The following is an 11476-nucleotide window of genomic DNA, read 5'->3' on the forward strand; positions in this document are numbered from 1 at the left end:
GTGTGGGGTGTGGGGTTTTACCCATTTTCACCTGGTCAATTACCTAATTTTCAGGGAAAAAGTCCCGGAATTTTCCCCTCAATCACTCCAAAGGTCGGCACTTTTTGAGGTCAAAAAAGTCTAAAAGCCTTATCCAACAAGGTTTTTAGATTTATTCAGCAAACCCTACTTAAAAAAGTTGGGTTAAAATATAAAGGACAAATCTAGTCAGAAAAAGAATTTTTTTATGGAAAAACAGGTAAATTGTGCTGTAGATTGCCTAAATGGTTGTATTTTAGGCGATAAATGCCCCAATCAAGCCCATGCCGCCGAAGCAGCTAAATTTATTGCCGAAACTTCTTTGGAAAAGATGTTAGAAATGGCAGAAACCGCTAGACTGAAAAAACTGACGCAACCGACCCAATGGATTATTCCCGTTGATTTCTAGGGTTTGGCCGGGGAACGGGGAACGGGGGTAATACGGCTCGGTTAAGCCTAAAACTCTTGTTGAGACTGCATGGGAGCGGGGAGCGGCTATGGACAGAAATCTTAAGAAAATCTTTAATTAGAGCTTGCTGAATAATGGTAAAACCCTTTTAAAATAAAGCTTTTGACCTGTTAAAGTCCGATGTTAGTGCAAGAAAATAGGATTGGGACTTTCACTCCTGACTCCTGACTCCTGACTCCTGACTCCTACCCCCACCGAAAAACTTTTTCAGCAGACCCTAATTAGAGCTTGCTGAATAAATCTAATATTGAGTGAAAACCGAGACAATTTTCTGAGGACTTTTTTTACTGGTGGGAACCGGATCGGGGTCATTTTCTTCCCTAGCCACGCGGATTAAGAGGGCGGCTAAAAAGAGACTGGCTAAACTGGAACTGCCGCCATAACTAAAGAGAGGGAAAGGTAAGCCAGTAGTGGGTAAAGAACCAGTGGCCACACCGATATTTAACAGGGATTGACCGATTAAAATTACCATCGCCCCGATCGCCACTAATTTTTTGATGCGATGACGACATTTAACCGCCACGATCAGGGCGAGAGTAGCGTAGAGAAATAGCATGATTAACAGTAAAATACCGCCAATAAAACCAAATTCCTCGCCAAAGACAGCGAAAATAAAATCCGTATCTGGGAAGGGTAGATAAAATAATTTTTGTTGGGATAAACCGTAACCGCTGCCGGTGGTTCCGCCAGAACCGATCGCCAGTAAACTCTGCACTAATTGATAACCATCACCCCGGGGATCCTGCCAGGGGTTTAAGAAAGACAAAATCCGTTTTCTCTGGTATTCGCGGAAAGTAACACTAACCACGGCCATAGTTAAACCCAGTAAAGCGGTGCTGGTCATGTAGGATAAAGGCAGACCGGAGGCAAGAGCGATCAACCAGAGAGTTATACCGCAAAGAGCAGTGGTACTCAAGTTAGGTTGTAAGAGGATGCCCGCTAGAATTAGCCCAAAAATAGCGATCCAAGTTAATCGTTGATTGACATTTAAACGCGGCCAACCACCAAAAACCGCCGCCCCTTGCAGGACGAGAAACGGTTTCATAAATTCCGACGGTTGCAAGAGAATCGGCCCGATTTTAATCCAACGGGTGGCACCGTTGATATTAGTTCCCAAACCGGGGATAAGAGTGATCAAAATTAATCCTAAAACTAATAAAATCATCCAGGGTGCGATTTTGAGGAGTTTCTCGATCGGCAATCGCACCAGGAAATTAAAGCCAATTAAGCCAATCCAAAGCCAGATTAATTGGCGTATAAAATAGTATAGTCCGTTATCAAAGCGACTGTCAGCCAGAGCGTAGGAAGCGGAAAAAAGCACCACTAACCCGACTGACAGCCACAAAAAAGTCATCCAGCGCAATAATCGCGCTTCGGCTGACCAGTTTTTCACATCGGGGTCAAAAATAGGAATAATATATTGCCACACGGAGATTTTCGAGAAGAAGTATCTTGTACAGATTAACCGAAAAGACTCGGATCGATCGCAGTTTGTTCCCCTATCCGACGGCTACTTGACCGATTAAACCCACATTTTCACCGTGCCATTCTAGGGTATCACCGATCGCCTGACCGTCGTGATAGGCAGCCAAGAGAATTTCCGCCGTTTTCCCCCAAACAATATTCCCCTGACGATCAAGGGAAATCATGCCCAGATCCCGACCATTAGTTTGGGATTCGCGCATGGATTTCTCCACGGCAGCGGCGAGGGAAAAACCATCGGTGACGCGAATGACCACCTTAGCGGCTAAACACTCATCGATAATATCTTCCCCGACCCCCGTACAGCTTACTCCTGCCCATGGATTCGCATAATTGCCAGCCGGCATGGCACTGTCACTAACGCGACCGATTCTTTCTAGTCCCTTACCCCCGGTAGAAGTTCCGGCGGCGATGTCTCCTTGCTGATCAAGGGCCACCACCCCGATAGTTCCCCGTTGCGCTGACGAGTCGGCGAATAAACTGGCCATTTTACGGTTAAAATTCGTCTTTCTTTCCTCCATCCATTCTTGAATCCGATAATCGGTGAGGGGATCATAGAGGGGAATTTGTAATTCTCTGGCCAGATCTGCAGCTCCAATTTCCGAGAGAATGCGATCCTCTTGACTTTGGAGAAATTGGGCTAGGCTAATGGGATTCTGTACCCGCGAGACGTTAATGACACCGCTTAAACGCTGGTGACGACCATCCATCAAGGCTGCACTCATTCGCACCTGACCGTCCGATTGCACCACCGAACCGGTCCCGGCATTAAATCGCGGTTCATCCTCCAGTAACATACATCCTTTTGTCACCGCCTCCACAGCACTAGCACCATTGTCAAGGAGGTTGTAAATATTCTTAACAATCCCCCGGAGAGAATTGCGGACTGATTCTAAACCACCTTTGTCCTCTAGGGAACTCGCTCCCCCATGAATAATTAACTTCGGATTTACTCTGGTCATTATTTTCCCAATATCACATTACCGATCAGATCTAAACTATCACGTTATCGCTACTGAGCTTCTCCAGTGCCGTCTTAACCTGTCAGTAGTTGGACAAAATTAAATTCACAGTCTCGAAAGGGGGAACGGGGAAAGGCAAGGGAAAAATTATCTGTAATTACTCGCCGTTGGCTCATTTCTGGAACCGAAAATTTGCTCAATTGCCTCAAATACGGTTTAGCCAACACCTTGACCGTTCTCCTCAAAGTCTAATCAACAGCGATCCTTAAAAAGAGGGCGAACGAGGGGACTCGAACCCCCGAGTGGTGGAACCACAATCCACTGCCTTAACCACTTGGCTACGCTCGCCTTACACATATCCACTATACCAGAAAACGAATCGTTGACAACAGGTTTTTTATCCTAATTCGGGCTATGGTTAGGGTAAGTGAGTGATGATTTGAGAGCTTATGAAATTGGCGCGGTTAGGGGGAATGGTGTTAGGAGTGGTTTTAGGGGGAATTGCGGGAATATTGCTGACAACTAACCCCAATCGTCAAGATTACGAACAATACGCTTCCCAGAGGTTAACTAGCTATCTTAAGGATAATGTCTGCGCTCGGGCGCAAGCTTCCATCGAGGTGCAGGCTCTCTTGCGGGGTTACTGTAAAATGTTGGTGGATACGGGTCATCCTTTTTTACAAGAAGCGATCGCAACTAACACCACTAGAAAGAATTTTGTCATTTTCAGCGTTTATCAAACGGAATTATGGTTCCCTCCCCCTTTACCTAGTTATCACTTCAGCACCGTCGGTTTTTTGAATAAATTATACATCTACGAAGCTTTAGAATTGTAGTCAGTTAACGGAGGCGGTCGGCAGGAGGCCGCTTTTGTAACGGGGATTTATGCCCCGCTCCAAAAACTTTTCGCCTTAAGGCGCGGTTTTAGACCCGATTTTTTCGATAAAGCACCAAACAGCCCCAAGGTGCTCCTCCATTTTTTTATCGTCATTACAAGCAATAATTTCTAGACTATTCTCTAATAATCCTTCACCTCTCAATCGTTTAATAACTTCCTCTGGAGATTCTCCTAAATCAACAATTTTTGATCATACCTCTACCCAATTAATAATACTGATATAACACCTATTAATCAAGGCATTTTCTACAATTTCTGCTCTTGGTTCGTCTCTAAGATAAGCTAAAAAGGCAGCAGCATCTAACACAGATTTATTCACTTAAATACTCCTGTATGCGTTCTTGAATAAGTTCATCTACTAAATTTCTATCAGGTGATTTATCTTTTAAGAAACCTCTTAATTTTTTAACTTGTTGTTTGAGGCTGACTAATTGGAGTTTGCCGCTATCTTCCAGAGTTAAGATTAATCTATCCCCAGATTCTAAATTAAAAATTTGTTGGATTTCTTGGGGGAAAGTTAAACGTCCTTCTGGTTCAATATCAAGTATGTACTGTTGAGAAAGTGATGAATTAGCAACTGTCATAACTTTATATTTCCTTGTTTTCTACCTATTTCTAGTTTAGCAAAAATTCTAAAAGTTAATCCTGTAGGGTGCGTTAATGCAATGTAACACAAACAGTGAGTTTTGGAAACACTCACGCCCGAATCACAGTAATTCTATATTGATTTTCCGTCACCACCACCTCAGTTGATAACCTTTCTTCCATTGGTAAAGCATTTTTCCGCCTATCAAAGATAAATAACCAACCAAAATCTAACCCCAAACGCCCTAAATAAGATTCTAATTGTTCAATTCCATCAGCTTGAGGATCGCGTTTTTTATCCCGCCATACTTTTAATTCAATCCCTAAAATTACATCTTTATAACTCAGACATAAATCCATTCTATCACTACCAATTGCATATTCCCTTTCTAAAACTCCCCCACCATTAACCACACGATGTAAAAAAGCCATTAATACAATATGTGGAGCGATTTCATGATATCCAGTACTACCTAATAATGGTTCGACCTGTTGTCGCCAAAATTTGAGAAATGCTGTTAATAAAGCAGCTAGATTTAATTCACCTTCTGGGGTTAACCAAGTGGGTGCAATCATGGGTAAAGAAGCCATTGGTGTCACAGTTAATAACCTGGGTAAAACTTCCCGATAAATGGGATTAGCAATAGTTAATCCTCCATAAGGGTGCATTTTACATAATCCTAAATCAATGACAAATTGAATATCATCATTAGGTATATTTCCTAATTCTAAACCTGCTAACATCGGTTCAATAATGGCTTGAATTCTTGGTTCTCTTAACCGTTCTGTTAAACTATCTAAATGAGTATCTTGACGAGCAATTAATATTTCTTTGGCTGTTAAAATGTGTTCTTTAGTAATAGCAATGTTTCTATCTTTTACCATTTTTTCTACAATTTCTTTAGCTAAAGCATTGACTAACCAAGGTTGTCCTTGAGTTAAATCAAAAGATGTTTCTATTGCTTCTGGTGTAAAAATTTGTCCTGTTGCTGTTGTATGTTGTTGATATAATTCTCCCACTTCTGCAAGATTAAAATTTCGCATAGTCAGGGAAGCAACTTTGATATTAAAAGGACTAGATGTATTTAATCTATCACTACCACCAGATGCTACTTTATAATCTCGCACATCTCGTAAACCAATTAATCCTACTGAGGTCGGGAAATTTTCTGGACGATTAGGAAAACCATCTCTTAACTGTCGTAAAACTGATATTAATGTTTGGTCTTGTAAAGAGTCGATTTCATCTATAAATAATACTAAAGGTCGGTTTAAAGATTTTGCCCAACCTGTTAAAAAAGCCTTAATTCTATTTCCTGGTTCTTCCTGTTGCCATTGTTTAGCAGCTGGTTTTAATTCTTTAGGTAAACGGATATTTATTGTATCATACCAAGTTCCTAAAATTGCTAATTCTGCGGCAGCAGGATCATGATTAAATGCACTTCCTACTTCCACTGATACCATGACTGCGGCATAATTTCCTCTATCGGTAAGTTGTTGTGCTAGGGCTAACATTGCTGTGGTTTTCCCTGTTTGTCGTGGTGCGTAAAGGACAAAGTAACTACGTTGTTGAATTAGCTCCTCTAAATCTGGTAATCGTACTGTGGGAGATAGCATATAGTGGATATCGTCTTTACACGGACCTGCAATATTAAACCAGCGAGTCATAGAATTTTATTATTTAGTGGACATTTTAATTTTAGATGATTTTGGTGGGGTTTTTGATAGCAGGAAGGAAGAGGTGATGATCGGCAATACTTTGTTATGCTTGATTATGAGCAATTATTGTTATATAGGGGAATAGTACGCTGATTTTACGTTTGCTAATAGGTAGTGATTTTATTGTCGTGGTGATAGCTCAACCCTTGCTAATTGGGCATTATAGTCATGGATAAAGTACCAGATAGCCCATAGGTGATTCTCCACATTAGACTACCACTACTATCGAATCACTACCCAGAATCATATATGGGCTGTTCAGCAACAAAGTGGCATTTAATATAAAAGACCTTGATTGTTGATAGCTTACTGGTATAATGTTGGAGCGCACTGGTATTGTTAACTTCCATGACCATCGTTACCGAAACCCGATCGAACGATGGTGACAGGAGATCAGTTGATGATCAAAATTGAAAATCTTAAGCTAATTGTTAAAAATTATGGCCGCTGAAATTATTTGTGTAGGAACGGAATTATTATTAGGGGATATAGTTAATACTAACGCCCAATATTTAGCCCTAGAATTGGCAAAATTAGGCATTCCCCATTATTATCAAACGGTGGTGGGGGATAATGTAGAAAGACTGAAAAAAGCGATCGCTATTGCCCGAGAACGTTCCTCAATTTTAATTTTTACCGGCGGACTCGGACCTACTCCCGACGATTTAACCACAGAAACAATCGCCGATTTTTTCCAAACGTCCCTCAGAGAAGATCAGGAGATTTTAGCAGAAATCGAGGCTAAATTTACGAGTTTAGGGCGAGAAATGCCTCCTAGTAACAGTAAACAGGCTTTAATACCCGTGGGAGCCGATTTTTTGCCAAATCCCACCGGAACCGCCCCCGGCATGATCTGGCAACCACAGACTAACGTAACTATTCTCACTTTCCCCGGAGTACCCTCAGAAATGAAGAGAATGTGGGTAGAAACGGCGATTCCTTACCTAGAAAGTCAAGGATGGGGCAAAGAGAGGATTTATAGTCGTTACCTCAAATTTCGCGGTATCGGTGAGTCAGCTTTAGCGGAAAAAGTTGCCCATTTATTTGATCTGACTAATCCCACCGTTGCCCCCTATGCTAGTTTAGGCGAAGTGCGTTTGCGAATTGCGACCAAAGCCCCTTCTTTAGAGGCTGCTTTGCAGGTAATTGAACCTGTAGCGACGGAAATTAAGGAAATCGCCGGATTAGATTATTTTGGTGCTGATAACGAAACTTTGCCCTCGGTAGTGGGGGAACTTTTGCGGCGGCAAAAACAAACTTTGAGTGTGGCAGAATCCTGTACTGGAGGGGGATTAGGGGAAATTATCACCCAAATCGCCGGCAGTTCCGATTATTTTGGGGGTGGGGTTATTTCCTACGATAATCGGGTAAAAGTTGCCCTCTTAGACGTAAATGAAGGGGATTTAAATAATTTCGGGGCTGTAAGCGAGATTGTCGCCCAACAGATGGCTCTAGGAGTGCAAAAACGCCTCGCTACGGATTGGGGGATCAGTATCACGGGTATTGCCGGACCAGGAGGAGGCAGCGAGACGAAACCGGTGGGCCTAGTTTATATCGGTTTAGCCAGTCCTGAGGGAAAAGTGACTGTATCAGAGCATCGTTTCGGAGAAAATCGAGATCGCTTGACCATTCGCCAGATTAGTGCCTATACCGCTCTCGATCGCCTACGCCGGAATTTATTAATAATGTCTTAAAAAAGAATTGCCAAGAATATATACTCAGACTAAAAACTTATGTTAAGCTTAATATAAATACAAGATATAGATTCCCCCGCTCGTCAGATTTAACAGCCAAACGATGAAAATTAGTTAAAATTCTCTAGAATCAAGCTGTTGCGGGGATCAATCGACGAAAACTCATAGCTAGTATCTCAAAGGAGCCATTTGGTCAATGGACTATTTAGATGAAGTGATAGACAAGTTGAGAGAATGGGCGCGCAAACTGATCGAGAGTGTTTTTGGTCCGGAACCCGAACCCGAACCCGAACTAATCCCGATCCCCGTGCGCGATCACAGTCGATAAAGCCACCGGTAAAACAGAATATTGCGATAATATCAGTGCAAACTTACTATGAGTCTGCACTTGATTTTTAGGTGAAGCAAAGTCTAGCTTAATTTGGTGACGATTTGATTATTTAGTAACAATTCTTGACTGAGTAAATCTTCCACATTAATCCGCAGAAAACACTGATCATCAATCCAGAACTGCACTTTAATGCGATCTTTACCCCGAAAACCTAAAGGATCGAGTTTAGCGATCGATCGGGCCCCCTCGCGATCATTTAAGGTTTGGACGCTAGTTTCTCCATTACCGAGGGAACGAGTAATTAATTTATCACCATCAAAATAGACCTCCATTGCCCCCCTTTCCGTGCCTAATTCGCCGATAATTAATTCAATGCTGGGTTGATTGTCCACGGAAGCACCTAGGACTAATTCCACGGGTTTTTCCATAGGATAGGGTTGTCCAGAGTTAATAATCGGATGCCAAGCGTGGGCATTTTTGCGACGATTCCAGTAACGAATGCCGTAGCTATGATAAAGAAAATCTTTGACTTGATAACCTTGGGCTAATTGTAACGCTCCCAAAGCGATCGCTTCAAAGGGTCGATCCTCTTTAATTTTACTACTATCAAAATATTGTCGCACCCAATCTTTTACCGCCGGAATTTGTACGGTTCCCCCGACTAATAACACCGCATCGATATCGCTAACTTCAACTCCATTGCGTCTTCCCTGTTGCAAAACTCCCGTCATTAAATCATCTAATTGATTAAAAAAGTTTTGTTGTTGGAGAATATCGGTCAATTGTTCTCGATCCAAGCTTAACTCGTAACTCTCGAAATTTTCCTCATCAAAATATACCTCCTCGGCGGTTAATTGGGAAGAAAGTTTAATTTTTAATCTTTCTGCTAGACGAGTAGTCAGGGAAGTTTTCGCTAAAGATTGCTTTTGGGCAAAATAATCGACAATCCAATCGTCGATATCTGACCCCCCTAAATTTGTCCCCGCCTTGGCTAAAACTCTCGCTAGTTTAGTTTTTTGGGCAGAATTATTGCCTAAAAGTTTTTCTCCCCACTTGAGAATAAAACCTTGATTTTTTTGAGGATTATCTAAATCTAATTGTACCAAAGAAAGATCGAGGGTGCCACCGCCAAAATCTACCACTAAAATCACTTGATCCCCAATGGTTCCATAACCCAAAGCGGCGGCCGTGGGTTCATCAATTAGTCGAATTTGTTCGATTTCCCACCCCTGACAAACATTGCTTAACCAATTGCGGTAACTTTCAAAACTATCGACGGGGACGGTTAAAACTAGAGATTGGGGGGTTTCCGGGGTGGTGTTTTTTAAGTGGTCGATGATGCTATCAAGAAACCATTGACCAACCCCCTCGAAACTGAGGACAGTTTCCTCTAATTCTGGTAAAAATCCTTGAATTTTTGCCCCGATACCTCGTTTAAAGCGACGAAAAAAACGCGGATCTCGATCGATATCTAAACCCCGATCCCGTACCGCTTGACCAGCAATTACTTGCAGGGGATTGGCTGATTTAATATAGAGTAAACTGGGAATTAGGGGCGGATTGTCGGCTATTTGTTGGGATAACTCCGATAATTTGACGGTTTCTGCCCTATTTGTCGCCCCATTCCAACGAGTAATGACGGTATTACTGGTTCCGAAATCAATAGCGTAGAACACGATCGATGGTTTTTAGGTAAATTTAGTTAATTATTCGCTATTGTAACCTGTTATTTACAGCAAACCGCCCGATCGAGGTAGAAGCTTCCGAAAAACCAGGGGAATTGGGTCAGCGCAAGCTAAAGAAGTCTGAGCAAAAACTTGACAAATAATCTTTAATAGTATATATGAGTTGCACCTGATCAAAGGATTATGTTAGCAGTTACTACCTCACCCGAAACCCTCTCCTTAGAAATTCCTAGCGCCATCGCTCTCTCGATCACCCTTGAACAGTTTGAAGCCCTTGCTATGGTCAACCGTGACTTAAAATTAGAACGTACAGCCCAAGGAGAATTAATCGTGAATCCCCCGACAGGTGGTGAATCAGGACAGCGTAATTTTAGCTTAACGACTCAACTGGGTCGCTGGTGCGAAGAAAATGAAGCTTTAGGAGTCGGGTTTGACTCTTCCACCGGATTTATACTGCCAAATGGGGCGATTCGTTCTCCCGATCTATCTTGGGTGAGTCGAGAACGCTGGGAATCTTTAACCCCTAAGCAGAAAAAAGGATTTATTCCCCTCTGTCCCGATTTTGTGGTCGAATTGCGGTCTGAATCTGATAGTCTTGACAAATTACAGAAAAAACTGCTCGAATATAGGGAAAATGGGGCAAGGTTAGGCTGGTTAATCGATCCCCAGAATCGGCAAGTTGCAATTTATCGTCAAGCAAAGGAAGTGGAGATATTAGAAAATCCCACTGATTTATCGGGTGAAGATGTTTTACCCAATTTTAGCTTAAATTTAAAGCTCTGATGTTTTAAGGAGTAATCCTAGGATATTAGACTTCTGGCAGAAGTCAGGCAATAGGCAACAGGCAAGAGGCAACAGTGGTAAGAATCGCCGATTGCTCTATCATATTTTTAGGTCATCATCAAATGAGCATCGAAAAGTCTTTAGTCTCGTCAGGTAAAAGTCTTTATCAAGAAGATTTCTATGGATGGTTACAAGAAACCGCTAACTTGCTCAAAGAACATCGTTTTGAAAAATTAGACTTAGAAAATTTAATCGAAGAAATTGAAACGATGGGAAGGAGTGAAAAACGAGAACTAGAAAGTCCCTTAACCGTCATTGCCGAACATCTGCTTAAATTGACTTACTGGCTAACTGAAAAGGAAACAAATGTTCAGGGGTGGCGCAGCACAGTTGTTGAACAACGCAGACAAGTTCAACGCTTATTAAGAGAGAGTCCAAGTCTGAGAAGATTGATTCCTGAAATCTGGATAGATTGTTACCAAGCAGCCAGAGAGGATACTGTCAGAAAGTATCAACTTGCTGCTGATTTATTCCCGATTGAATCACCCTTCACCCTTGAAGAAATCCTTGATTATGACTATCTTCCTTAAAACGGAAGTTTGGTATTTTGTATATGAATACAATGCCTAACAAAGCAAAGCCTTAAGCGGCAATCACTACTTCTGAATCACTCCCTAAATTAAATTGGCTTACCAAATCAAAGTAAGATTTAAACTAAATTCTGGCAGAATATTTTCCCCCGATAAACTCTCTGGATTGGTTAAAATTTCTACTGCCTGTCCTTGACGATAAATTTCTACTTCTCTAGTTTTTCTATTGATTAACCAACCTAAACGAGTCCCATTATCTA

General features: G+C 41.9%; 12 protein-coding genes and 1 tRNA gene. 6 read left to right on the forward strand and 7 right to left on the reverse strand.

The features are described 5' to 3' along the window. The first annotated feature begins 226 nt into the window (after positions 1-226). Entirely contained in the window at positions 227-427 is a 201-nt protein-coding gene (locus BGL89_RS06495; RefSeq protein WP_286824989.1) for a hypothetical protein, read from the forward strand. A gap of 301 nt (positions 428-728) precedes the next feature. Here BGL89_RS06495 and BGL89_RS06500 read toward each other — a convergent pair whose 3' ends face one another. From BGL89_RS06500 to BGL89_RS06510, 3 genes are all read right to left on the reverse strand, one after another. Then, positions 729-1916 (reverse strand): FtsW/RodA/SpoVE family cell cycle protein, encoded by a 1188-nt coding sequence (locus BGL89_RS06500; RefSeq protein WP_286824990.1) that lies wholly within the window; start codon positions 1914-1916, stop codon positions 729-731. 70 nt (positions 1917-1986) lie between these two features. Next, a complete protein-coding gene (locus tag BGL89_RS06505) occupies positions 1987-2931 on the reverse strand; it encodes an isoaspartyl peptidase/L-asparaginase (protein ID WP_286824991.1) in 945 nt (314 codons plus the stop codon). Between the two features lie 275 nt (positions 2932-3206). Continuing rightward, positions 3207-3279: transfer RNA gene (locus BGL89_RS06510), tRNA-His, on the reverse strand. Positions 3280-3380: 101 nt separating this feature from the next. Between BGL89_RS06510 and BGL89_RS06515 the strand changes: the two genes are divergently transcribed. Next, a complete protein-coding gene (locus BGL89_RS06515) occupies positions 3381-3767 on the forward strand; it encodes a DUF4359 domain-containing protein (RefSeq protein ID WP_286824992.1) in 387 nt (128 codons plus the stop codon). Between the two features lie 373 nt (positions 3768-4140). On the opposite strand, the gene BGL89_RS06520 is transcribed toward BGL89_RS06515, so the two are convergent. Together BGL89_RS06520 and BGL89_RS06525 are read right to left on the reverse strand one after the other, a co-directional pair. After that, positions 4141-4413, reverse strand: a complete 273-nt coding sequence (locus BGL89_RS06520) for a SpoVT/AbrB domain-containing protein (RefSeq protein ID WP_286824993.1) — start codon at positions 4411-4413, stop codon at positions 4141-4143. 112 nt (positions 4414-4525) lie between these two features. Continuing rightward, entirely contained in the window at positions 4526-6082 is a 1557-nt protein-coding gene (locus tag BGL89_RS06525; protein ID WP_286824994.1) for an AAA family ATPase, read from the reverse strand. Positions 6083-6573: 491 nt separating this feature from the next. Between BGL89_RS06525 and BGL89_RS06530 the strand changes: the two genes are divergently transcribed. Both BGL89_RS06530 and BGL89_RS06535 read left to right on the forward strand, forming a co-directional pair. Next, positions 6574-7827: a competence/damage-inducible protein A gene (locus BGL89_RS06530; protein ID WP_286824995.1), complete on the forward strand. Its 1254-nt coding sequence runs from the start codon at positions 6574-6576 to the stop codon at positions 7825-7827. Between the two features lie 196 nt (positions 7828-8023). Beyond that, complete coding sequence (locus BGL89_RS06535; protein WP_002757361.1) at positions 8024-8155, forward strand: hypothetical protein; 132 nt, start codon at positions 8024-8026, stop codon at positions 8153-8155. Positions 8156-8238: 83 nt separating this feature from the next. On the opposite strand, the gene BGL89_RS06540 is transcribed toward BGL89_RS06535, so the two are convergent. Then, entirely contained in the window at positions 8239-9834 is a 1596-nt protein-coding gene (locus BGL89_RS06540; protein WP_286824996.1) for an Hsp70 family protein, read from the reverse strand. A 192-nt stretch (positions 9835-10026) separates the two neighbouring features. Between BGL89_RS06540 and BGL89_RS06545 the strand changes: the two genes are divergently transcribed. Beyond that, positions 10027-10626 carry a Uma2 family endonuclease gene (locus BGL89_RS06545; protein ID WP_286824997.1) on the forward strand — a complete coding sequence of 200 codons (600 nt, stop codon included), beginning with the start codon at positions 10027-10029 and terminating at the stop codon, positions 10624-10626. A 122-nt stretch (positions 10627-10748) separates the two neighbouring features. Next, complete coding sequence (locus tag BGL89_RS06550) at positions 10749-11216, forward strand: DUF29 domain-containing protein (protein WP_286824998.1); 468 nt, start codon at positions 10749-10751, stop codon at positions 11214-11216. Between the two features lie 99 nt (positions 11217-11315). Here the strand turns inward: BGL89_RS06550 and BGL89_RS06555 are convergent. Further along, on the reverse strand, positions 11316-11476 hold a 161-nt coding region (locus BGL89_RS06555), incomplete at its 5' end, for a Uma2 family endonuclease (RefSeq protein WP_286824999.1).

Source organism: Microcystis sp. LSC13-02 (assembly GCA_002282935.1).
Classification (GTDB): Bacteria; Cyanobacteriota; Cyanobacteriia; order Cyanobacteriales; family Microcystaceae; genus Microcystis.

Excerpts from the sequence above, each read along its gene's own strand:
- BGL89_RS06515 (WP_286824992.1), top strand. The coding sequence starts at position 3,381 with ATGAAATTGGCGCGGTTAGGGGGAATGGTGTTAGGAGTGGTTTTAGGG.
- BGL89_RS06520 (WP_286824993.1), bottom strand. The coding sequence starts at position 4,413 with ATGACAGTTGCTAATTCATCACTTTCTCAACAGTACATACTTGATATT.
- BGL89_RS06550 (WP_286824998.1), top strand. The coding sequence starts at position 10,749 with ATGAGCATCGAAAAGTCTTTAGTCTCGTCAGGTAAAAGTCTTTATCAA.
- BGL89_RS06495 (WP_286824989.1), top strand. The coding sequence starts at position 227 with ATGGAAAAACAGGTAAATTGTGCTGTAGATTGCCTAAATGGTTGTATT.
- BGL89_RS06505 (WP_286824991.1), bottom strand. The coding sequence starts at position 2,931 with ATGACCAGAGTAAATCCGAAGTTAATTATTCATGGGGGAGCGAGTTCC.
- BGL89_RS06525 (WP_286824994.1), bottom strand. The coding sequence starts at position 6,082 with ATGACTCGCTGGTTTAATATTGCAGGTCCGTGTAAAGACGATATCCAC.
- BGL89_RS06545 (WP_286824997.1), top strand. The coding sequence starts at position 10,027 with ATGTTAGCAGTTACTACCTCACCCGAAACCCTCTCCTTAGAAATTCCT.
- BGL89_RS06535 (WP_002757361.1), top strand. The coding sequence starts at position 8,024 with ATGGACTATTTAGATGAAGTGATAGACAAGTTGAGAGAATGGGCGCGC.
- BGL89_RS06530 (WP_286824995.1), top strand. The coding sequence starts at position 6,574 with ATGGCCGCTGAAATTATTTGTGTAGGAACGGAATTATTATTAGGGGAT.